The organism is Ochrobactrum sp. PL_is501, from assembly GCF_055816895.1.
Genome location: NZ_JBVPGR010000030.1, coordinates 54,425 through 77,139, shown reverse-complemented (window position 1 = coordinate 77,139; position 22,715 = coordinate 54,425). Strand labels below are relative to the sequence as shown.

Genomic DNA, 22,715 nt, shown 5'->3' with positions numbered 1-22,715 from the left:
CCGCAGGTTCAGATCAGTCTTATGGCTTGCCAACAGCTTCTGCCTTTTCTTTATCAATCCACCACAGGGTCTCGACAGGGAAGCCGTAATCCGGCTTCGGCTCCTTGAAACCGAACCGGTCCCAATAGGCCACGCGATGATTCGCTCCTAGCCAATTTGGAATCCAGTCGCGCCGGATACGCAAGTACCGATCGAGCACACGCATCGTGGCGACGAGTTCTTCACGCGTCGAAGCTGCGCCGATATCCGCAATCAGCGCGTCGATCAACGGATCTTCCGTGCCGGGAAGGTTGTAGCTGCCCGGCATTCTGGCCGATTCGGAACCAAATGTGCCGGCAAGCGATTCCTGGGTCGGTGTCGGGCTGAACTGTAGCCCCCGACCCACCATGTCGAACTGGAAATCCCGCATCAGTGCCTGGTACTGGCTGGCATCGACAAGCCGGTGGCTCGCATCAATGCCTATGGCGCGAAGTTTCTGCACATAGGGGTTGTATATGCGGGAGAAACCCTCCGAATTGTTCAGGATTTCGAGCGCGAATTTCGATCCATCCTTGTCGTGGAACTGGCCGTTCTTGCGCTCGAAACCGGCTTCCTCCAGCAACTTGATGGCCTCTGCGAACTGTTTCCGGTCGCGTCCCGATCCATCCGATACCGGCATCAGTAGGGCTTCGCCGAAAATGGCGTCGGGCAGCTTGCCGCGATAGCGTTCCAGCACTTTCAGCTCATCGGGCGTCGGCAGGCCGCTTGCCTGAAAATCCGATCCCTGAAAGCAGGACTGCGCACGGGTATAGATATTGTAGAACAGATGCTCGTTGGTCCATTCGAAGTCGAAGCAGAGCGCAATTGCCTCGCGCACACGCGGATCGCGAAAACGTTCACGACGCTGGTTCAGCGCCCAGGCCTGCATCAGCGGCAGCTTTTCTTTCGAAAAGGTACGCTTGATGACCTTTCCCTGCTGGATGGCCGGGAAATCATAGGCCGTCGCCCAGTTCTTGGAAGCAAGCTCCTCGCGATAATCGATGCTGCCCTTCTTGAAGGCTTCGAACTGCGGCTGGCGATCGCGGAAAAATTCGATGCGAATGCGGTCGAAATGGCTGAAGCCTTTCCGGACCGGCAGGTCCTTCGCCCAATAATCTTCGACGCGATCATATTCGATGAACTGACCGGCGGCGAAATTGCCGACCTTATAGGCGCCAGAACCGAGCACCGGCTCCATGGTCGTGGCTTCGAAATCACGGTCCTTGAACCAGCTTTCCGGCAGGATCGGCACCAGCACGGCATCGAGAAGGGCGTTCGCGCCGCGCCCCTCGCCGATACGCATGCGCACTTCGCGTTTGCCGGTAGCCTCAACCTTTTCCACGCCTGCCAGATATTGGCGCAGGTTCGGATGGCCTTTCTGTTTGATGGTCGTATAGGTGAACGCCACGTCCTTCGCCTCGATCGGCGAGCCATCGTGAAAGCGTGCTTCCTTGCGAAGCTTGAAAGTGCAACTGCGGCGGTCTTTGGAAAGTGTCGCACTTTCCGCAATCAGGCCATAGACTGAATCGGGTTCGTCCAGCGCTGGAGCCATCAGCGTATCGAAGGTCAGCTCCATGCGCGGCGGCGCGTCGCCCTGGAAGGTGAAAGTGTTGAGCGTGTTGAACGTGTCGGTATTCTGGTTCCAGACCCAGGTCGACGGCGCGAAGTTGAATGTGCCGCCTTTCGGCGCTTCGGGGCTGGCATAGTCGAAATGCTGAAAATCGGGACCGTATTTCAGGTCACCGAAAGCCGAAAGTCCGTGCAGCGCCTTGCCCGTCGGTATGTCGGCAAAGGCCCTCGGTGGCAGGAAGGCCGCAAAAGCAGCACTTCCAGAAAGCCCCAGAAAATGGCGGCGGTTCATGCGAAGGATTGTCATTCTCGTCGGCCCTCATTCACTGCCGGTTTTGAGCTTGGCTTCCTTTGCAGGGTCTATCCACCAGGAGAACGGGTCAATCCCAACATAGTCGGGCTGCTTTTCAGGCATTCCGAATTTATTCCAGTAAGCCACATTGATCTTGTCGGAATACCATTGCGGAATGACGTAATAGTTCCACAGAAGCGTGCGGTCGAGCGCATGGGAGGAGGCGACCAGCTCATCGCGGTCCTTGGCATAGATGACGCGGTCGATCAGCTTGTCGATGGCGGGGTTCTGGATACCCGCATAGTTGCGGCTGCCCTTGAAGTCGGCGGCCTTGGAGCCCCACATGTCGCGCTGCTCATTGCCCGGTGAAGCCGTCTGCGGGATGACGGAAGTAATCACGTCATAGTCGAAATCATTGACGCGTGCCTGAAATTGCGCCGTATCGACGATACGCACGGTGGCGTTGATGCCGATCTTGCGCAGGCTTGCCGCGAATGGATTGTAGATGCGCTCGTCTGTCGGGTCCTTGCCGAGAAACTCGATGGTGAATGGATTGCCCTTGGCGTCGACGAGCTTGTTGCCCTGCAATGTCCAGCCTGCTTCCGAAAAGAGTTTCAGCGCGGTGCGCAGGTTTTCCCGCGTCGCCTGCGGCGTGTCATAGAGCGGCAGCTTGAATTCCTTGGTCAGCGCATCGGCAGGAAGCGAATCCTTCACCGTTTCCAGAATGGCCTGTTCTGCGGGCGTCGGCGGGCCGCTCAGTTCCAGTTCATTGCCTGCAAAATAGCTGTTGATGCGCTTGTACTGGTTGAAGAACAGCAGGCGGTTCATCGATTCGAAGTCGAAGGCGTAGGTCAGCGCCTGACGCACCTTCGGGTCCTTGAACTTGTCGCGGCGCATATTGAGGAAATAACCCTGCATGCGCCCGACCGCTTGGTAGGGGAACGACGTCTTTATGACATCGCCGCGTTGCACGGCGGGGAAATTATACTGCTCGGCCCAGCGTTGCGCGCGGTTTTCCAGACGATAATCATATTGACCGCCCTTCTTGAAGGCTTCCCAGGTCGCATCCTCGTTGAAATAATATTCATAACGCAGGCGGTCGAAATTGTTGCGCCCGACATTGACGGCCAAATCCTTGCCCCAGTAATCATCGACGCGCGCCCAGGTGATGGAGCGTCCGGGCGTCACGCTCTCGATCTTGTAGGCGGCGGAGCCAAGCGGGATTTCGAGCGTCGGGCGGGTGATGTCGCGCTGCCTGCCCTGCGCGTCCTTGCCCTCCCACCAGTGCTTGGGCAGAACGGCAAGCTGCCCCATGATCTGCGGCAATTCGCGGTTGCCCTTTTGGCTGAAGGTGAATTTCACCTCATGTTCGCCGGTCTTTTCCGCCTTCTCCACGTCGCCATAATATTTGTTGTATAGCGGCGACTGCTTCTTCAGCACATCAAACGACCAGATCACGTCATCGACGGTGATTGGCTGTCCGTCATGCCATTTGGCGTTCGGATTGAGCTTGAACTTCACCCAGGAAAAATCGTCGGGATATTGCAGGGCCTCGGCGATCACAGGATATTGGGTCGAGGCCTGATCGACCGAATCCGTCATCAGCGTATCGTAAAGCATCCCGCCGCCGAAGTCCGACAGGCCTGCGGCAGGAACCCCTTGCACCACGAATGGATTGAGGCTGTCGAAGGTGCCGACGGCAACCATGTTCAGCGTGCCGCCCTTCGGCGCATCCGGGTTCACATAGTCGTAATGCTTGAAATCGGCTGGATATTTGGGCTCGCCAAGCAGGCTGGAAGAATATCGCCATTGGGGTTCCGCATCATTTGCGCGAACCATTGAAACCGTGCTCGCAAGCATGGCCACCGCGAACGCACCCGCCCAAAAAGCTCTCATCCAGCCTCTCCGTTCCTGTTTCGGATATATTAGGAGAAGTCTTATGGGATTTTGCGGAGGAAGAAAGGCATGCGGGCAATAAATTTGATGGGAGCAAGAAAAAAGCCCGGCGAGCCGGGCTTTGATCGTCATTGTGTGTCGTCGGCTTAATTCGCCGGTGCCGGTTCCGCAGGCTTCTGTTCGCCGCCTGCCGGTGCGCCTTCGGCCGGCTTTGCATCGCCACCTTCAGCAGGCGCCGCATCAGCGGCCGGCAGCGGAGCCGGATTGTCGGACAGCGTGCGCAGATAAGCGATCAGATCGGCGCGCTCATTGTCTTTCTTGTCGCCGGCAAAGCCCATGGCCGTGCCCTTGATGAAGCCCTTCGGCGAGGTCAGGAACTTGTTGAGATGCTCAAAGTCCCACTTGTTGCCAGCAGCGCCGAATTCCTTCATCGCAGCCGAATAGCCAAAACCTTCAACGGAGGCAGCCGGGCGGTTCACGACATCCCACAGATGCGGACCGACCTTGTTGGCGCCACCCTTTTCACCGGTATGGCATGCAGCGCAACGCTTGAACACGGTTTCACCGCGCGCCGGATCGGCAGACTGCAGCAGCGTCGCAATGGAAACTTCTTCCTTGGCCGGTGCAGCGCCCCCTTCGCCAGTCGAGGCTTCCGCCGCTTCGATGGCAAAGCCCGGCTTTTCAGGCACAGGCGAATGAAACAGCGAATCGGACAGGATGCCCGTCGTCATGACAACGAACACCGTTGCCAGAAAAGCCATGATAAACTTGTTAGTCCGGGTTGAATTCATCGCCGGTCAGCGCTCCCTCTACCAAAACGCTCTCCCCGAGAACGCTCTCCTAGCCGGCATGCAAGCCTTTAATAAAGGTCGCAATTCTCTCCCCGGCATCGGGCGGAAACTAGGTCTTTTGCCAGGGCGATGCAACACCTATAAGGGTGACCGGACCCGTGACTTTTTGACACTTTTGATGCATTTCCAGCTCCGGCAAAGCGCGTTACAAGGCGTTCGCGACCTTATTCTTCTCAAGAGGCCATCATGTTGCAGACCTTAAAGACCCTCACGCTGATTCCCGCACGGATGGCTTCCACGCGCCTGCCGAACAAGCCGCTTGCCGATATTTGCGGCAAGCCGATGATCGTCCATGTGGCTGATCGTGCCGCGGCTGCAAAGCTGGGCCGGACGGTGGTTGCAACCGACAGCGAGGAGATTTTTTCGGTCGTGACCGCGCACGGCCATGAAGCCATCATGACGCGCGAGGATCACGAATCCGGTTCCGACCGCATCTACGAAGCGCTTTTGAAAGTCGATCCGGCGGGTGAGGTCGATGCGGTGGTGAACGTTCAGGGCGATCTGCCGACCATTGATCCCGACATCATCCGGCGCGCGCTTCTGCCGCTGGAAGACGGACCTGCCGACATTGCGACGCTCGGCGTCGAAATCGAGGAAGAATCGGAAAAGACCAATCCGAGCGTGGTGAAGATCGTCGGCTCGCCGCTGGCAGGCAACAGCCGCCTGCGCGCGCTCTATTTCACTCGCGCAACCGCGCCCTATGGCGAAGGTCCGCTCTATCACCATATCGGCCTTTACGCCTATCGCCGCTCGGCGCTGGAGCGCTTTGTGAAGCTCGGGCCATCGCCGCTGGAAAAGCGCGAGAAACTGGAGCAATTGCGGGCGCTCGAAGCTGGAATGCGCATCGATGTGGAACTGGTGAAGACGGTGCCGCTTGGCGTTGACACGCAGGCCGATCTTGACCGTGCGCGCCTTCTTGTCGCAAAGGGTATCTGACCACCGTCGTTTGGCGGCAATTGAGAAAGCATGGATACGATGAAAACCAACAGGATTTCCTTCCAGGGTGAAGCGGGCGCAAATTCCGATACGGCGTGCCGCAACATGTTTCCCGACATGGAGCCTTTGCCGTGCCCAACTTTCGAGGATGCCTTCAACGCGGTTGAAACCGGCGCCGCCGACCTCGCCATGATCCCGATCGAAAACACGCTGGCCGGTCGCGTCGCCGATATTCATTATCTGTTGCCGCTGGCCGACATGCATATCGTCGGCGAATATTTCCTGCCGATCCACTTCCAGTTGATGGTGCTTCCGGGCGTCAAGCGCGAGGAAATCAAGACCGTTCACAGCCATGTCCACGCGCTTGGCCAATGCCGCAACGTCATCCGCCAGAATGGCTGGAAGGGTGTCATCGCGGGCGATACGGCAGGGGCCGCGCGCCTCGTCGCCGATATGAAGGACCGTTCCATGGCAGCGCTCGCGCCGCGTCTTGCCGCCGATCTCTACGGTCTCGAAATTCTGGAAGAAAATGTCGAGGATTCGGAAGACAATGTGACCCGCTTCGTGGTCCTGTCCAAGAACAGCCAATGGGCGCCGCGTCCCGAAAACGGCGAGCGCATCGTGACGACTTTTGTCTTTCGCGTGCGCAACGTCCCGGCAGCGCTCTACAAGGCGCTGGGCGGTTTCGCCACCAATGGCATCAACATGACCAAGCTCGAAAGCTATCAGATCGGCGGGCGTTTCATCGCTACGCAGTTCTATGCCGATGTCGAAGGGCATCCGGAAGATGCCAATCTGAAGCTTGCGCTGGAAGAACTGCGCTTCTTCACCAAGGAAGTCCGCATCCTCGGCGTTTATAAGGGCAGCGACATTCGCGGCACGCAGCTGCTTGCCGCCGAATAATTAGCTTGGGTCGTAGACCCAGGCCTTGATCAAATGGGTTGCGATGGCGCCGGATGGCGGCACCCGCAGCCCGTTTTCATGCGTGCCTTCCAGCATGGTGCGCACTTCCGCCTTCGAGAACCAGCGGCCGTCTTCCAGCTCCGAGCGGTCGATGGTGAAATCGTCGCTCAAAACCTCGGCATGGCAGCCGATCATCAGCGAATAGGGGAACGGCCAGGGCTGGCTCGCGTGATAGGCGACACGGCCGATTGCCAGTCCCATTTCCTCGACACTTTCGCGGCGCACGGCAGCCTCGATCGTTTCGCCATGCTCGATAAAGCCCGCAAGACAGGAATAGGAGCCGGGCGCGAAATGCGGCCCGCGGGCCAGAATGCATTTTTCGCCGCGCACCGGCAGCATGATCGCCACCGGATCGGTACGCGGAAAATGCTCCGCGCCGCAATTCGGGCATTGCCGCTTGGCGCCACCGGCGCGCATTTCCGTTTTCGCGCCGCAGCGTCCGCAGTAGCGGTGATTGGCGTGCCATGCGGTGAGTGCGGCGGCTTGCGCCAGCGCGCCGAGCAGGTCGGCTGACACCAGTCCCTCGGTATAGACGCTGCGATAATCCTGCAGCCGGAAAGGCGCTTCCACTGCTTCCGGCTCGAGCGGCGTCGTCAGCGCGACAAGCGGTACGCCGTCCTGAAGGCCGAGCAGGATCGGCTCTTGCAGATCTGGCGCAAATTCCTTTGCTTCGCCGAGACGGAACAAGGCGCGGGGCGCTTTCTCATCGGCATAGTCGAGCAGCAGCCTGTTGCCGCCCAGGAGCATGATTCGCGTCTCGGGAAGTTCCAGCGCCGTGAAGGCAGAATCATCCTGCCGCTTTTCGGATTGGCGGTCGATCCGGTTGCCGGCAAAGCCGACAGATCGGCTCGGCTCGATTTCCGGCAGGTCATAAAGACGGAAAGCCATGATTGTCTCGGACTCGTGGGGGAGTTAAAGCGCATCCCGAAAAGTGTGAAACGGTTTTCGGGATGCGCGTGAAAACAAACTAAAGCGCCGCGCGAATGTCGGCGATGAATTTTTCGGCGTCTTTTTCGTCATAGGTTTCGCGTGTGCCAAAACCCCAGACGGGGCCGGGCCAGCCTGCGTCTCCTTCATTGCGGGCGATGACGTGCAGGTGCAACTGCCGCACAATATTGCCGAGCGCGCCGGTATTGATCTTTTGGCAACCCGTCACGGTCTTGAGCGCCTGCGCCACGATGCCCGTCTCGAAGGTCAGCATGGTCTGGTCGAGCGGCGTCATGTCATGAATTTCGGCGAGATCAGCACGGCGCGGCACCAGGATCAGCCATGGCCAGCGCCGGTCATTCATCAGCCGAAGCTCGCACAGGCCGAGCTTGGCGACAGAGAAAGTGTCGGCATTGAGCCGTTTGTCGAGTTCAAATTGTCCCATAGGCCGATTCCTATCAGTTTTTTTCGTTCAGTGCTTGCTTTTTGCGCAACGATTGACGATATGCAGACCGGGAGGTTGGTGGTGGACGAGCCACTCGCCAACCGGGTCAGGTCCGGAAGGAAGCAGCCCTAACGAGCAAGGCACGGGTCGCCGTGCCAGCCTCCCACCCTTTTCTCAATTGTTGACGGTTCTTGTCCCGTGTTGACGGGGCTCATACGCCCGGTTCAAACTGGCGTGAGAAAAGTAGGACAGGAAGAACGGAAGGGCAGCTCATGGACACGAAATCCGCCGATGGCGCCTATCGCGTTCTCGCCCGCAAATACCGTCCGCAGAATTTCAATGATCTGATCGGCCAGGAGCCGATGGTCCGCACGCTGAAAAACGCGTTCGAGACGGGCCGCATTGCTCAAGGATGGATGCTCACCGGCGTTCGCGGGGTCGGCAAGACCACCACGGCGCGCATTCTGGCGCGCGCGCTCAATTACAAGACCGATACGATCGACCAGCCAACCATCGAGCTTACCGTGCCGGGCGAACATTGCCAGGCGATCATGGAAGGCCGGCATGTCGACGTGATCGAGATGGACGCCGCCTCGCATACCGGCATCGACGATATTCGCGAGATCATCGAGCAGGTTCGTTACCGCCCGGTTTCGGCGCGCTATAAGGTCTACATCATCGACGAAGTGCACATGCTCTCCAATCAGGCCTTCAACGGCCTGCTGAAGACGCTGGAAGAGCCGCCGCCGCACGTCAAGTTCATCTTCGCCACCACCGAAATCCGAAAAGTGCCGATCACGGTCCTGTCGCGCTGCCAGCGTTTTGACCTGCGCCGCATCGAATCGGGCACGCTTGCCGCACATCTGCGCCGCATTGCGGAAGCGGAACAGATCGAGGTGGATGACGCATCGCTCGCCATGATCGCCCGCGCGGGCGAAGGCTCGGCACGCGATTCGCTGTCGATCTTCGATCAGGCCATCGCGCATGGCGCGGGCAGCGTCACGGCGGAAGCCGTGCGCTCTATGCTGGGCCTTGCCGACCGCGCCCGTATCATCGATCTCTTCGAAATGCTGATGCGCGGCGATGTTTCTGGCGCACTGACGGAGTTTCGCGCCCAATATGATGTCGGTGCCGATCCCTCGGTCGTGCTGACCGATCTTGCCGATTTCAACCATCTGGTCACGCGCCTGCGTTTCACGCCTGATGTGGCGGAAGACGTGTCGCTGTCGGAAGACGAGCGCGTGCGCGGTCGTGACTTCGCGCAGAAACTTTCGGTGCGTGTGCTATCGCGGACATGGCAGATGCTGCTCAAGGGCATTGCCGAAGTCGATACGGCGACAAGGCCGGTTCAGGCGGCGGAAATGCTGCTGATTCGCCTTGCCCATGCCGCCGATCTGCCAACGCTGGATGAAGCAATCCGCGGTCTCGACAATGGTTCGGTTTCGGCGCCGCGCCCGCAGCCGGGCAATCCGCGCCCAAATGGCGGCGGTCAGCCCGAAGCGCGTTTTGCTACTGACGCGGTTGGCGCATCGTCGATGGCTCCCGCTTCCGGCGGGCCAGCCACGGCCATGCGCATCGTGGAAACCACGGCACAAATGGCGCAGCCGGTGCAGGCCGCGCAGCCGGCTGTCGAGTCCACGCCGCAGCCCTCGGTGCCGATCAACAGCCTGCATGATGTTGTCGCCCTTGCCGACAAACACCGCGACATGCAGTTCAAGATTCTGGTCAAGAGCTGTGTGCGTCTGGCTTCCATTGCGCCGGGGCGTCTTGAAATCGGCTTGACCGACGATGCGCCGAAATCGCTGCCGAGCGATATTTCGCAGCGCCTCCTCAACTGGACCGGCATTCGCTGGATCGTCACCGTCGCGCGCGACGTGGCGGGGCAGACCATTTCCGAGGCTGAAACCGAGCGTCGCGACAATCTGGTGACTGATGCCCGCGCCGATCCTGATGTGGCCGCGATTCTGGCGGCCTTTCCGGGCGCGAAAATCACGGACGTGCGCATTGCCGTGCCGGAACAGAATGACGACGAGGATATCGACCTCGATGCAATACCGGAAACACCGGACGCACCGTCTGAAGACGACTGAACTACGGAATGATGGAGTGAACCCATGCGTGACATGATGGGCATGATGAAGCAGGCGAAGGAATTGCAGGCCAAGATGAAGGCCATGCAGGATGAGATCGCCAATATGGAAGCCTCTGCCTCGTCGGGCGGCGGGCTGGTGACGATCACGCTTTCCGGCAAGGGCACCCTGTCGGCGCTGAAGATCGACCCGTCGCTGATGAAGGAAGACGAGGTGGAAATCCTCGAAGACCTGATTATCGCGGCACATAACGACGCCAAGGCCAAGCTCGAAGCGGCCATGGCCGAAAAGACCCAGTCGCTCACCGCCGGCCTGCCGATCCCTCCGGGGTTTAAGCTGCCGTTTTAATTCTCAGGGGAGTAGGGGAATAAGGGAATAGGTGAGTATGTTTGCCTGGCGGTCTGCCGCAATGGTGCAAACTCCCTTGATCCTTTTTCCTACTCCCTTATTCCCCTACTCCCTTACTCCCCTAAAACAATGTCCAAACGAATAGCCGGTCCTGAAATCGAACGCCTCATCCAGCTTCTGGCCCGCGTGCCGGGGCTAGGGCCGCGTTCGGCCCGTCGCGCGGCGCTGCATCTGATCAAGAAGAAGGAAGCGCTTCTGGTGCCGCTTGGCGGCGCCATGCAGGAGGCTGCCGAAAAGGTGCGCATCTGTTCGTGCTGCGGCAATGTCGATACCTCCGATCCATGCACGATCTGCACCGATGAGCGCCGCGATCCGGCGACATTGATCGTCGTGGAGGACGTGTCCGATCTCTGGGCGCTGGAGCGCGCTGGCACGATGAATGTGCGTTATCACGTTCTCGGTGGTCGCCTGTCGCCGCTGGATGGCATCGGCCCGGACGATCTCAACATCAAGGGATTGGTGGAGCGTGTCGCCGCCGGTGAAATCAGGGAAGTGATTCTGGCGGTCAACGCCACTGTCGAAGGCCAGACGACCGCGCATTACATCACCGACCAGCTGTCGAGCTTCGATGTGCGCGTGACACGGCTTGCCCACGGCGTTCCGGTCGGCGGCGAACTCGATTATCTGGATGAAGGCACGCTTGCCGCCGCCTTGCGGGCAAGAACGACACTTTAGGGCATTTCCAAAAGTGTGAAACGGTTTTGCGTAGGATAATGCGACAAAACAAATCTAGGTTTGGAGACATGCATGGCAGCGGGAAATTGGAAGCGTAGCCTGAAGATTGCTCTCGGACTGGTTGCCAGTCTTGCCATTTTTCCCGCCATCGCCGCGCCCTCGAAGGCACAGATCGAAAACCAGTATCGCAACTGGCTCGAAAAGGATCTCTGGCCGGAAGCGAAGGCGGCAGGTGTGTCCCGCGCTGTGTTCGATCAGGCTTTCGCCGGGGTCTCGATCAACTGGAAACTGCCCGATCTCGTCATTCCCGGCGAAAAGCCCTCGACGCCGAAAGAGCAGAAACAGGCGGAATTCGGTGCACCCGGCAAGTATTTCAATGCAAAGACCATGGCGTCGGTCACGAACGGCGGGCAGGCGCGCCACGGCCAATATGCCGGGCTGTTGAAGCGCATCGAACAGAAATATGGCGTTCCGGGACTGATCCTGCTTGCCGTATGGGGCCGCGAATCCGGCTTCGGCACGGTGAAAATTCCCTATAATGCCTATGAAGTTCTCGGCACCAAGGCCTTTATGGCGACCCGCAAGGACATGTTCCGCAAGGAACTGATCGCCGCGCTCGAAATCGCTTCCAAGGGCTATATCGACGAAAGCGCCATGAAAAGCTCGTGGGCGGGCGCGCTCGGCCAGCCGCAATTCATGCCGACCTCCTATCTGAAACACGCCGTCGATTTCGATGGCGACGGCAAGCGCGACATCTGGAATTCGGTGCCCGACACGCTCGCCTCCATCGCCAATTATTTGAAATTGCATGGCTGGCAGAAAGGGCGCGACTGGGGCTTTGAGGTCAATGTTCCGCAAAACCTGTCCTGCTCGCTGGAAGGGCCGGATCAGGGCAAGACGATTGGCGAATGGGCGAAGCTCGGCGTCACCAGGGTGAATGGCAAGCCATTTCCGGCCAATGAAATGAAGGGCGAGGCGTTTCTGCTCATGCCTGCCGGTCGCTACGGCCCGGCCTTCGTGGTGAGCCCGAATTTCTATGTGCTCAAGGACTATAATATGAGCGATCTCTATGCGCTCTTTATCGGCCATGTCGGTGATCGCATCGCCTATGGCGCGGGCGATTTCAGCCGTGCATGGGGCGATGTCGGCTCCATGTATCGCTCCGATATTGGCGCAATGCAGAAGCGCATGCAGGCGCTGGGCTATGATGTCGGCAAGCCGGACGGGTTGCCCGGCTTCAAGACGCGCCGCTCCATCGGCCTGTGGCAGGCCAGGAACGGCATGGCTTCCACTTGCTTCCCGCAACCGGAATTATTGCGTCAGATTCGCTGAATGAGATCGGCAAAAGCCTGCAAGGCTTTGGTCCTGTAGCGGTCATTGTGCTGAAGCATGAGAAACTGGCGTTGCGGGAGAGCAAAGTCGGCCTTTACCAGTGTTCCCGCTGTCAGATGCGGCGCGGCGACAAGCTCCGATATGGCGGTCACATAATCGCCGGAGCGCACCGCCGAACAGATGGCTTCGTTGGAGGGTAGTTCCAGCGCCACATGCAGCCGCGCCGGATTGTAGCCGGAAGCGCGCATGGCGTCCTCGAAAACGCTGCGCGTTCCAGAACCCTGCTCGCGCAAAATCCATCTTCCTTCAAAAAGCCGGTCCCAGTTCAGCTTCCCACCGCCTGCCCAGTCATGGTCGGGACGCGCCACCAGAATAAGCTGATCGCTCGCAACCTTGGTGATCGATAGCGACGGTGCCTGCACCGCTCCTTCCACGAGGCCGATATCGGCAACGCCTTCCTCTGTCGCCTGGGTCACGCTTTCCGTGTTTCCGAGCGTCAGCCGCACATCGATCAGCGGATAGGCAGCGTGAAATCGCGCCAGAAAGGGCGGCAGCCAATAGCTCGCAATGGTCTGGCTGGCATGGATGGCGAGGATGCCGCGCTTGCCGCCGCCAAGTTCCGACAGCATACGCTCGGCGGAACGCGCGCGGGCAAGCGTGGCGCGCGCCTCTTCCAGAAACATGCGTCCATCGCCGGTCAGCTCGATCCGCCGTCCGATGCGGTTGAAGAGGGTCGCGCCGTAGCGGTCTTCCATCGTGCGGATGGCCGAACTGACCGCCGAAGGGGTCAGATGCAGGGCTTCCGAGGCTCGGGTGAGGTGCTCACGCTCGGCAACTTCTATGAAAATTCGCAGTTGTTCCAGTGTCATAGCTGCAATCATTCGATTTTATCGAATGAAACATGCCATATAATGAAATGGAATGAACAGCAAAAATCCGGCATCTGATCGGAAAATATTTCTCATAGGAGCATTTCCAGCAAAAGTGCGAAGCGGTTTTGCGTAGGACAATGCGAATGAAAACCATCAGAATTGAAATGCCAAAAATGACATACTCCAAAATCCAGAACATCCTCCCCGGACTTGGCTTGAGCATTGCCGTCACCGCCGCGGCGCTGGCGCTGGAAAAGATCGAGGAGCATTATGCGGGGCGGGCGTGGCTGGAAGCCCTTGTTATCGCCATTCTTTTGGGAACGGCGGTGCGAAGCCTGGCGCGCCCCGGCCCGCGCTTCAGCAAGGGCATCAATTTCTCGGCCAAGCTGCTTCTGGAAATCGCCGTCGTGCTGCTCGGAGCCTCGATCAGCGCCAGCGCGGTCATCGAGGCTGGTTCCGGCCTCATTTTCGGCATTGCGGCGGTGGTCGCCGTGGCAATCACCTTGAGCTACGGCATCGGGCGTCTGCTGAAGCTGCCCCATCGCATGGCGGCGCTGGTTGCGTGCGGCAATTCCATCTGCGGTAACTCGGCTATCGCCGCCACAGCTCCGGTCATTGGCGCGGGCAGCGAGGATGTGGCGGCTTCCATCGCCTTCACCGCGATTCTTGGTGTTGTCGTTGTGCTGCTCCTGCCGCTGCTGGTGCCGCTTTTGGGCCTGTCACACACGCAATATGGCGTTCTGGCGGGGCTGACCGTCTATGCCGTCCCGCAGGTTCTGGCGGCTACCGCGCCGGTCGCAACGGTCAGCGTGCAATTGGGTACGCTGGTGAAGCTCGTGCGCGTGCTCATGCTGGGGCCTGTCATTCTTGTTCTCGCGCTTCTTGCCGGAAACAAGGATGCGAACGCCAAGCCCGGCTTCTTCCAGCTTGTGCCATGGTTCATCATCGGCTTTCTGGGCATGATGGCGCTGCATTCACTGCATCTGATACCCGAAGCGCTGTTGCCCGGCATTCAATATGCCTCGACCATCCTCACTATCATTTCGATGGCGGCTCTCGGCCTTGGCGTCGATGTGCGCTCCGTGGCCGCAGCCGGTGGCCGCGTGACATTGACCGCCATTCTCTCCCTGCTTGCGCTTGGCTTCATCAGCCTCGGGCTTATCCATATGCTGGGCATCGCCTGATGGCATAAATCGACACCGCAATAATTGCGATTGTTGCGGGCTTGAGAACATGGTGCGATGCGGCAACCAACAAGTGAGAGGTTGCCATGGCCCTGTTGCCGCTTACCATGATCCCCGACCCGCTTCTGCGAAAGACGTCCCTGCCTGTCGAAGCCATTGATGACGGCATCCGTCAGCTTGCAAGGGACATGCTCGAAACGATGTATGAGGTATCCGGCGCGGGCCTCGCCGCCGTGCAGGTTGGAAGGCTCCTGCGCCTGACCACGGTCGATGTGGAATATCGCAATGGCGAGCGTAAACCCATCATAGCCATCAACCCTGAAATCATCGCCGCGTCCGAAGAGAAAAGCAGCTACGATGAGGGCTGCCTGTCTGTCGGGGCTTCCTACCGCGGCTCGGTTTCACGCCCCGCGCGGATCACTGTTTCCTATACGGACCTGGAGGGCGAAAGGCGCATACTTGATGCCGAGGGGCTTCTGGCCACCTGTTTCCAGCATGAAATCGACCATATGAACGGCGTGCTCTTTCTCGATCATCTGACGGCGGAAAAGCGCGAGGAAATATTGGAGAAAGTGGGGACGCAGGCCATGCCAGATGCCTGAAGAATCACGGAGGATGAAACCCCGTTTCGGGCATCCGTGACCAATGGCAAAAGAAAAAGCCCGCCGAAAAGCGGGCTTTTCCATGTTCGGTCGAAACCGGAAAAGATTAGTTCTTTTCCTGCTTCTTCAGAGCGGCGCCGAGGATGTCGCCGAGCGAAGCGCCGGAGTCGGACGAACCGTACTGAGCGACAGCTTCCTTTTCTTCAGCGATTTCAAGCGCCTTGATCGAGACCTGCAGCTTGCGGGTCTTCTTGTCGAAGGCGATGACGCGGGCGTCGACCTTCTGACCGACCGTGAAGCGTTCTGGACGCTGTTCGTCGCGGTCGCGCGACAGATCCGAACGCTTGATGAAGCTTTCCAGATCGTGGTCGACGAGACGGACTTCGAGGCCACCGTCGGTAACGGCAGTCACTTCGCAGGTCACAACGGCGTTCTTGCGCAGTTCGCCGGAAGCTGCTGCTTCGCCGACCTTGTCGCCGGAAAGCTGCTTGATGCCGAGCGAGATGCGTTCCTTCTCGACGTCAACGTCGAGAACGACAGCCTTGACGACTTCACCCTTGTTGTACTCTTCGATGACCTGTTCGCCCGGACGGTTCCAGTCGAGGTCGGAGAGGTGAACCATGCCGTCAACGTCGCCGTCGAGGCCGATGAACAGGCCGAATTCGGTCTTGTTCTTGACTTCGCCTTCAACAACGGTGCCGACAGGGTACTTCTGGGCAAAGGTCGTCCACGGATTGTCGAGGGTCTGCTTGAGGCCGAGCGAGATACGGCGCTTGACCGGATCAACTTCGAGCACAACGACTTCGACTTCCTGCGTGGTGGAAAGAATCTTGCCCGGATGGACATTCTTCTTGGTCCACGACATTTCGGAAACGTGGATGAGGCCTTCGATGCCCGGCTCGATTTCGACGAACGCACCGTAGTCGGTGATGTTCGTGACGGTGCCGGTGATCTTTTTGCCGATCGGGTACTTCGCGCCGATGCCATCCCAAGGATCGTTCTCGAGCTGCTTCATGCCGAGCGAGATACGATGGGTTTCCTGGTTGATGCGGATGATCTGCACCTTGACCGTCTGGCCGATGGTGAGGATTTCCGACGGATGGTTGACGCGGCGCCATGCCATGTCGGTCACGTGCAGCAGACCGTCGATGCCGCCGAGGTCGACGAACGCACCGTAATCGGTGATGTTCTTGACGACGCCTTCAACGACCTGACCTTCTTCGAGGTTCTGGACGATTTCCGAACGCTGTTCCGCACGGCTTTCTTCAAGAACGGTACGGCGCGAGACAACGATGTTGCCGCGGCGCTTGTCCATCTTGAGGATTTCGAACGGCTGCGGGACGTGCATGAGCGGGGTGACGTCGCGGATCGGACGGATGTCGACCTGCGAACGCGGCAGGAAGGCAACAGCGCCGTCGAGGTCGACGGTGAAACCACCCTTGACCTGATTGAAGATGACGCCGTCGACGCGCTCGCCATTGGCGAACTTCTGCTCGAGCTTGACCCAGCTTTCTTCACGGCGTGCTTTTTCGCGCGACAGGACAGCTTCGCCCAGAGCGTTTTCGATGCGCTCGACGTAAACTTCCACTTCGTCGCCCGGCTTCAGCGTGCCGTCCTTGCCCTTGGCGCCGAATTCCTTCAGCGGCACGCGGCCCTCGACCTTCAGACCGGCGTCGATGATCGCCATGTCCTTTTCAATGGCTACGATGCGGCCCTTGACGACATAACCTTCAGCAAGGTCGTTCGTGGCAAAGGATTCCGCCAGCAGCGATTCGAAATCTGCGAGGGATGGATTGAAATCTGACATGAATACTCCTGGTGCATCCGGAAAATTCATCGGATGCAGCGCCGGGGGTTAGTGTTGCGTTATGCCAGACCTCGGCCCCGTCTTTGCAGACAACCGGCGCGTGGAACGCGAAGTCAGGCTTTTCAGTATGAGTGCAGCCTATATAGGTCCGAACTCAGGATAATCCAGCTTTTCAGGGCACAAAGATATCCGAAAGGCTTGAAAACCTGCCGGATTTATCCCCGATGCTGCGCCAAAGCGTGATCGATCAGCTTTTTTGCGGCCAGAAATGCCGCTTCTATACTCATTTCGCTCGTATCAAGCAAGTGCGCGTCTTCTGCGGGCTTCAAGGGAGAATCGATGCGGTTCGTGTCGCGCTCGTCGCGCTTCCTGAGGTCGGCGAGGATTTCCGCAAGATCGGCCTTGTCGCCGCGCGCCACGATTTCCTCATAGCGACGCTCCGCGCGCACTTCCGGCGATGCCGTGACGAAGAGCTTTATGGCTGCATCGGGGCAGACGACGGTGCCGATATCGCGCCCGTCAAGCACGCTTGAGGGGAGCGCATTGGCGAAATTGCGCTGCGCTTCGACAAGCGCCCGCCGGACCTTCGGCATGACGGCCACTTTCGAGGCAGCTTCGCCAATTGCATGCGCGGAAAGGACGGCCTTGTCCATTTCGCGCAGGTCGAGATTGAGCGCGGCTTCTGCCGCCACCGCTTCGTCATCGAGCGGCAGCCCCTTGTCGAGAAGCGCCTTGGCGACGGCGCGATAGGTCAGCCCCGTATCCAGATGCGGCATGCCGTAGTGAATGGCAATGCGCCGGGCAAGGGTTCCCTTGCCCGAGGCGGCCGGTCCGTCGATAGCTACTACAAAGTTCATTCTTCTTCTTTATGAGATTGTTCTAAACCAGTCTCGAACGGTAAGCTCGAGTCTCAGTTTCTCATCGTCTGACATTTCACAACAATGAGCGATGGGACCACGAAGGACGTTTAGTCGATTTAGAATCGTAGAAACAGCGCTTTTTGAGCTAAAGATTGGCTCAAAAAGATCCCAATTACTCGTTATGAGAGTCGATAATTCACCAAAAGTTGTGTAGTCGATATCATGCTCAGACCGAAGGTCGAAACCTGAATCTAGTTCTTTCTTTTTTCTAGCAGCAACTTCAGTTGATACCCCGGGCGGGACACGAGCAGACGCCCACCAATTTTGCCCGGTGGCTTCCATCATTGTTTGAGAGACGAGTCTTCTAATGGAAATTTCCAAGCAATAGAATATCTCATAATACTCAGACATCATTGAAGCTTGATTTCGAATTTCCTTCTCGAATTGATCATAATCTTCGAGCTGCCTTTTGCGGCGAAGAGCTCCATTCAGGCCAAGATCAAAACCAGTAGATTTTGATATGCCATTCATCTCTTCGGAGATTTGGAGTGCCGACATTCCGAATGCTTTTATTAACGTTTTGGGGTTTTTAGCCATCGGTTTCTCGCAACAGATTTTCTCTCAAACTTTTAAAAATTGCATTGAATACAGCTATGTCGGTTGTTGCGGGCAAATTCAGATTAATTGTATAGCCCAAGTTTAAACCTATTCCCCCGCTATTATGTGGAATATCTTTCTGCACTGACGAATCTTGGGTTGGTTCAAAGCGCCTTTCCTCGATAACGATAGGCGTTGAACCAAAATCTGCGAAAGATTTTAGCTGCTTTATACATGAAAAAATAAGAGATACGACATTAGAGTCGTGAGCTTGTCCGGTTTCTTCTACTATAAGCCCTTGAAGATCTCTATCAGAAAGGTCATACATATATTCATTTCGTCTGAATAAAGGTTCGTACGCGGTGCGCATAGCTTGCGCAATTGCTTGACCGGATGTAGATGGATTTCTAAACTGATTATAAAGGGGCGTTGGTGTTCCGTCGCTACTTGCGAGGCCAATTTTCTTGAGAAATGAAGTCATTTGATCCCCGGACCCTCCGCGGATTTTCAGTACAGTTTTAACGAAGTCTTGAGAAAGCTTGGGCGGCGTCGCTGCTCTAGCAATTCCTTCTAAAGCTTTTTTGATATTCCCTGATGCTGTTACGTATGGAAGATTGGACATTAAACCCCCACTGAGACCAACCGGTAATAATGCCCAATCTCGCAAATAATATTTTCGCTGTCGAGTGACTAGAGAATGTTCAGTTCGATCTTCGCGCCCAGTCCCGGCATCATGTCCATGAATTCGGGGAAGGACGTGGCGATCATGGTGCTGTCGTCGACCGTCACCGGCTTTTCCGATGCAAGGCCCATGACGAGGAAGCTCATTGCGATGCGGTGATCAAGATGGGTTGCGACCGTGCCGCCGCCCAGTCCCTTGCCGTCGGGACGGCCACGGACTGTCAGCGACATTTCGCCTTCGGTGCAATCGACGCCATTGGCTTCGAGGCCGCGCGCAACGGCTGCGAGACGATCCGATTCCTTGACGCGCAGTTCGTCGAGACCGTCCATGACCGTTTCACCTTCCGCGAAGGAGGCGGCAATGGCCAGAACCGGATATTCGTCGATCATCGACGGTGCGCGTTCCGGCGGAACGGTAACACCTTTCAGCTTCGAGGCCTTCACGCGCAGATCGGCGACGTCCTCGCCGCCAGCGAGACGGGCATTGAGCACTTCGATATCGGCGCCCATTTCCTGTAGCGTCAGGATCAGGCCGGTGCGGGTCGGGTTCATCAGCACGTTGCGGATGGTGACGTCCGAACCTTCCACCAGAAGGGCGGCCACGAGCGGGAAGGCGGTCGAGGACGGATCGCCCGGCACGTCGATGGTCTGGCCGGTCAGCTTGCCCTGTCCAACGATGCGGATATGGCGCACGCCATCCTTGTCGGTTTCGACCGTCAGGTCCGCGCCAAAGCCCTGCAGCATCTTTTCGGTATGATCGCGCGTCATGACCGGCTCGATGACGGTGGTGACGCCAGGCGTGTTGAGGCCGGCGAGCAGCACGGCGGATTTCACCTGTGCGGATGCCATCGGCACGCGATAGGTGATCGGATTGGCCGTCTTCGGGCCGATCAGCGTCAGCGGCATGCGGTCGCCTTGGGCTGCTTCCACCTGAACGCCCATTTCGCGCAGCGGATTGAGCACGCGGCCCATGGGGCGAGAAGTCAGCGAGGCGTCGCCGATAAAGGAGGTCTTCATGTCATAGGTGCCGACAAGGCCCATGGTGAGGCGCGCGCCGGTTCCGGCATTGCCGAAATCGAGCGCGGCTTCTGGCTGCAGCAGGCAGCCATTGCCGACGCCATTGATGATCCAGACATCGCCCTCTTTACGGATTTTCGCGCCCATGGCCTGCATGGCGCGGCCGGTATTGATGACGTCTTCGCCTTCCAGAAGGCCGGTGATGCGGGTCTCACCCGAAGCCAGACCGCCGAACATGAAGGAGCGGTGCGAGATGGACTTGTCGCCCGGAATGCGGATTTCGCCCGTAAGTGCCTCCGAGCGGCGGGCGGTTGCTGGTTTCGGGGATGCAGAATGGGACATGGATTTTTCACAGTCACATTTTTGGCGCGGACACGCGCCGGGATTGAGAGATAAGCGGGGCTTCCCTAGCATAGTAATATTGTGCGGTCATCCGCGAATACGCGGCGCGGGCGACACGGAGGCGGAAGAGTCTGCGTATGCGCGTGCGTTTGGCTTTGACAAACGCGCCAAATTGCGTTTATGCACCGGACAACACTATAAACGCGCTTAAGACTTGCCCCTTGCCATATGGTTCAGTGAGCAGCATGGTGATGGGCTGTATGCTTCGAGGCAGGCATCCCGGCGCGATATTATGAATTTGTGTCCCCGTGCAAATTAACGAGGCTAGACGTGGCAAAAGCTGAACTTGGTACCAAGCGTATCGACCCGGAAACGGGCAAGAAATTTTACGATCTCAATCGTGATCCGATCGTTTCGCCTTACACCGGCATTTCCTATCCGCGTTCCTATTTCGATTCCACGCTTGAAAGCCGTGTCGTTGAAGAGGAAACCGAAGAGGAAGAACTGGATACGGCACTGGAAAAGCCGGATTTCGTCTCGCTCGAGGATGCTGACGACGAAACCAAGGGCGGCGGCGACGATCTGCCGGATATCGACGACGACGATGTCGATCTGGGCGATGACGATGACGACACCTTCCTCGAAGAAGAGGAAGACGAGGACGACGATATGTCGGGCATCCTCGGCGGTGGCGTCGGCGGCGACGACGAAGAAGGCTGATCCATTCAGCCGCTCCGGATATGATGCTTTTGCGAGGCGGCCTTCGGGCCGCCTCGTTTCGTTTGGGCGCGTCTCGCGTGGAAGACTGACGCGATCTGTGAATTATTTTTGGCAGATGTGAAAAGAGTTGCGATTTAGCTCTTGATCTTCTCGCGAACGCCATTTAATAAGCCGCCACACCGGGCAGCAAGTCCTGCCTGGCCCACCTCGAAAGAGGTCTGATGGGGCCATAGCTCAGCTGGGAGAGCGCCTGCATGGCATGCAGGAGGTCAGCGGTTCGATCCCGCTTGGCTCCACCAAATCCTTCCTGAAATTCCAGAAGACATACCCCTATCCATCGACGCGATATCTGTCCTCGGACAGACGTGTTCGTGCGTCAAAATGATCTCGGTGACATTTAACCGGGTTTTTCGGGCATATGCGCTCGACAAATCCCAAAAAGTTGGTAAGTGAATTTCCAAAGTATTTCAGCATGGCTATTTCGAATGAGCAGGCTTCCTGATTTCGATGGGCTGCGGTTTTTATTGTGTATCGGAATCGCCGTCTTTCATTTTTCTTTCCGCGTTCCGGTGAAGAATGAAGTGTTGACTGAATTTATATTAGCTTTTTCTTATTTTACCGATATCTTCTTTATCGTTTCCGGGCTTTTTCTGGCAAGACGGCGAAATTATCTCTGGAGCTGGCCCCGATATGTTGCCTTTGTCGGAAAGCGGCTGGCGCGGATTTATCCGCTGCATGTGGCTGCTTTCTCGTGTTTCGCGCTGCTGTCCGCCCTCACGGCAGCGGGAATCCTGCGTCCCCAGATTGAGCCCAGCATGAGCTGGCGCGATGGGCTGACCCAGCTCCTGCTGGTCCATAATTGGGGATTGGGACATACCTTGTCCTATAATTATGTCAGCTGGTCGCTGAGTGCTCTTTTCGCCATGTATCTGGCCTTTCCGCTGTTCGACCTGCTTTGCAGGCGGTTCGGAAGCTGGGTCCTTGTCGGCGTCATCGTTGCTGCTGTCGGTGGTGAATATCTGGCGCAAAGGCTTGGCGTGTTGTCGCTGACCCGCATTCAATTGTCCGATTTGGGCGTCTTCCGGGCCTTGCCTTCCTTTCTCTTCGGAATGTGGCTCGCCCGGCGGGAACACCCCGTAATGCCCGGCGCGGTCATCAAGACCTTGCTTGCCGTCTGCCTGATCGCCTTCCTGTTCTGTCATCCCGAAAATGGGCCGGGTGAACCCAATACGCTTGAAGGTCCATGGCGGCTCGCCTTCCTTTATGCGTGTATCTATGTACTTTATGCCGCGTCCAGTCAGGGCATCTACACCCCGCTGCAATGGCGAGGATTCACGAAGCTTTCCCGTTACAGCTTTGGCATATTCATTCTGCATCCGTTAGTGGGCATGATTTTCTTCAAGTTGACTGCGGATCGGTGGGGTGGCACGACGGCGGGCGCGGTTCTGGTCATTTGTGGGGCTGCTGTTGCCAGCGTATTGATTGCGGCCGCCGCCTATCACCTGTTCGAGAATCCGCTTCACCGCTGGCTGGTGAAAAGAATTGACACCTGGCTCGGCAGATACGAGCGCGGCTCTGCCGAAACCACGCAGGGCTGCCTGCCTGTCGTTCGATAGACAGCCCTGCAGGGT

The 22,715-nt window shown here is 57.9% G+C and carries 21 protein-coding genes, 1 tRNA gene and 1 other RNA gene; 12 read left to right on the top strand and 11 right to left on the bottom strand.

The features are described from left to right. Positions 1-19 precede the first annotated feature (19 nt). From AC0TOF_RS05340 to AC0TOF_RS05330, 3 genes are all read right to left on the bottom strand, one after another. The gene (locus AC0TOF_RS05340) at positions 20-1,894 is read right to left on the bottom strand and encodes an extracellular solute-binding protein (RefSeq protein ID WP_473767455.1); all 1,875 of its coding nucleotides are present in this window, start codon (positions 1,892-1,894) and stop codon (positions 20-22) included. A gap of 12 nt (positions 1,895-1,906) precedes the next feature. Next, on the bottom strand, positions 1,907-3,775 hold the full coding sequence (locus AC0TOF_RS05335; protein WP_473767454.1) for an extracellular solute-binding protein: 1,869 nt from the start codon (positions 3,773-3,775) through the stop codon (positions 1,907-1,909). Positions 3,776-3,921: 146 nt separating this feature from the next. After that, positions 3,922-4,566: a c-type cytochrome gene (locus tag AC0TOF_RS05330; protein WP_122002937.1), complete on the bottom strand. Its 645-nt coding sequence runs from the start codon at positions 4,564-4,566 to the stop codon at positions 3,922-3,924. 246 nt (positions 4,567-4,812) lie between these two features. Here AC0TOF_RS05330 and AC0TOF_RS05325 point away from each other — a divergent pair, with 246 nt between their 5' ends. Both AC0TOF_RS05325 and AC0TOF_RS05320 read left to right on the top strand, forming a co-directional pair. Continuing rightward, entirely contained in the window at positions 4,813-5,562 is a 750-nt protein-coding gene (locus AC0TOF_RS05325; protein ID WP_121987042.1) for a 3-deoxy-manno-octulosonate cytidylyltransferase, read from the top strand. A gap of 39 nt (positions 5,563-5,601) precedes the next feature. Beyond that, positions 5,602-6,465: a prephenate dehydratase gene (locus AC0TOF_RS05320; RefSeq protein WP_473767512.1), complete on the top strand. Its 864-nt coding sequence runs from the start codon at positions 5,602-5,604 to the stop codon at positions 6,463-6,465. Here the strand turns inward: AC0TOF_RS05320 and nudC are convergent, their stop codons facing one another. After that, entirely contained in the window at positions 6,466-7,413 is a 948-nt protein-coding gene (nudC, locus tag AC0TOF_RS05315) for an NAD(+) diphosphatase (protein ID WP_473767453.1), read from the bottom strand. A 79-nt stretch (positions 7,414-7,492) separates the two neighbouring features. Further along, positions 7,493-7,897, bottom strand: a complete 405-nt coding sequence (locus tag AC0TOF_RS05310; RefSeq protein ID WP_473767452.1) for an HIT domain-containing protein — start codon at positions 7,895-7,897, stop codon at positions 7,493-7,495. A gap of 70 nt (positions 7,898-7,967) precedes the next feature. On the opposite strand from AC0TOF_RS05310, the gene ffs reads away from it, so the two are divergent. The 5 genes from ffs to AC0TOF_RS05285 all read left to right on the top strand — a co-directional run bounded on the left by ffs (position 7,968) and on the right by AC0TOF_RS05285 (position 12,402). Next, positions 7,968-8,064, top strand: an RNA gene (ffs, locus tag AC0TOF_RS05305) — signal recognition particle sRNA small type. A 105-nt stretch (positions 8,065-8,169) separates the two neighbouring features. Further along, complete coding sequence (locus AC0TOF_RS05300) at positions 8,170-9,987, top strand: DNA polymerase III subunit gamma/tau (RefSeq protein WP_473767451.1); 1,818 nt, start codon at positions 8,170-8,172, stop codon at positions 9,985-9,987. A gap of 24 nt (positions 9,988-10,011) precedes the next feature. Continuing rightward, positions 10,012-10,335 (top strand): YbaB/EbfC family nucleoid-associated protein, encoded by a 324-nt coding sequence (locus AC0TOF_RS05295; RefSeq protein ID WP_473767450.1) that lies wholly within the window; start codon positions 10,012-10,014, stop codon positions 10,333-10,335. A gap of 129 nt (positions 10,336-10,464) precedes the next feature. Next, a complete protein-coding gene (gene recR, locus AC0TOF_RS05290) occupies positions 10,465-11,070 on the top strand; it encodes a recombination mediator RecR (RefSeq protein WP_021587673.1) in 606 nt (201 codons plus the stop codon). Between the two features lie 72 nt (positions 11,071-11,142). Then, entirely contained in the window at positions 11,143-12,402 is a 1,260-nt protein-coding gene (locus tag AC0TOF_RS05285) for a lytic murein transglycosylase (protein ID WP_473767449.1), read from the top strand. Here AC0TOF_RS05285 and AC0TOF_RS05280 read toward each other — a convergent pair. Then, positions 12,390-13,271 carry a LysR substrate-binding domain-containing protein gene (locus tag AC0TOF_RS05280; RefSeq protein WP_473767448.1) on the bottom strand — a complete coding sequence of 294 codons (882 nt, stop codon included), beginning with the start codon at positions 13,269-13,271 and terminating at the stop codon, positions 12,390-12,392. The genes AC0TOF_RS05285 and AC0TOF_RS05280 overlap by 13 nt on opposite strands. 167 nt (positions 13,272-13,438) lie before the next feature. Here AC0TOF_RS05280 and AC0TOF_RS05275 point away from each other — a divergent pair, with 167 nt between their 5' ends. Further along, complete coding sequence (locus tag AC0TOF_RS05275) at positions 13,439-14,458, top strand: YeiH family protein (protein ID WP_473767511.1); 1,020 nt, start codon at positions 13,439-13,441, stop codon at positions 14,456-14,458. A gap of 86 nt (positions 14,459-14,544) precedes the next feature. Then, on the top strand, positions 14,545-15,060 hold the full coding sequence (def, locus tag AC0TOF_RS05270; RefSeq protein ID WP_473767447.1) for a peptide deformylase: 516 nt from the start codon (positions 14,545-14,547) through the stop codon (positions 15,058-15,060). A gap of 106 nt (positions 15,061-15,166) precedes the next feature. Here def and rpsA read toward each other — a convergent pair whose 3' ends face one another. From rpsA to aroA, 5 genes are all read right to left on the bottom strand, one after another. After that, the gene (gene rpsA, locus AC0TOF_RS05265; RefSeq protein ID WP_121981345.1) at positions 15,167-16,867 is read right to left on the bottom strand and encodes a 30S ribosomal protein S1; all 1,701 of its coding nucleotides are present in this window, start codon (positions 16,865-16,867) and stop codon (positions 15,167-15,169) included. Between the two features lie 215 nt (positions 16,868-17,082). Continuing rightward, positions 17,083-17,724 carry a (d)CMP kinase gene (gene cmk, locus AC0TOF_RS05260; RefSeq protein ID WP_473767446.1) on the bottom strand — a complete coding sequence of 214 codons (642 nt, stop codon included), beginning with the start codon at positions 17,722-17,724 and terminating at the stop codon, positions 17,083-17,085. A gap of 9 nt (positions 17,725-17,733) precedes the next feature. Beyond that, positions 17,734-18,324, bottom strand: coding sequence for a Swt1 family HEPN domain-containing protein (locus AC0TOF_RS05255; RefSeq protein WP_473767445.1), 591 nt, complete (start codon positions 18,322-18,324; stop codon positions 17,734-17,736). Then, on the bottom strand, positions 18,317-18,946 hold the full coding sequence (locus AC0TOF_RS05250; protein ID WP_473767444.1) for a DUF5343 domain-containing protein: 630 nt from the start codon (positions 18,944-18,946) through the stop codon (positions 18,317-18,319). Before AC0TOF_RS05250 ends, AC0TOF_RS05255 begins: the two co-directional genes overlap by 8 nt. Positions 18,947-19,014: 68 nt before the next feature. Further along, positions 19,015-20,364: a 3-phosphoshikimate 1-carboxyvinyltransferase gene (gene aroA, locus AC0TOF_RS05245; protein WP_473767443.1), complete on the bottom strand. Its 1,350-nt coding sequence runs from the start codon at positions 20,362-20,364 to the stop codon at positions 19,015-19,017. A gap of 330 nt (positions 20,365-20,694) precedes the next feature. Between aroA and AC0TOF_RS05240 the strand changes: the two genes are divergently transcribed. The 3 genes from AC0TOF_RS05240 (at position 20,695) to AC0TOF_RS05230 (ending at position 22,700) form a co-directional block, all read left to right on the top strand. Continuing rightward, positions 20,695-21,084 carry a TIGR02300 family protein gene (locus AC0TOF_RS05240; protein WP_006471224.1) on the top strand — a complete coding sequence of 130 codons (390 nt, stop codon included), beginning with the start codon at positions 20,695-20,697 and terminating at the stop codon, positions 21,082-21,084. A 223-nt stretch (positions 21,085-21,307) separates the two neighbouring features. After that, positions 21,308-21,383: transfer RNA gene (locus AC0TOF_RS05235), tRNA-Ala, on the top strand. A 186-nt stretch (positions 21,384-21,569) separates the two neighbouring features. After that, positions 21,570-22,700: an acyltransferase family protein gene (locus tag AC0TOF_RS05230; RefSeq protein WP_473767442.1), complete on the top strand. Its 1,131-nt coding sequence runs from the start codon at positions 21,570-21,572 to the stop codon at positions 22,698-22,700. Positions 22,701-22,715 lie beyond the last annotated feature (15 nt).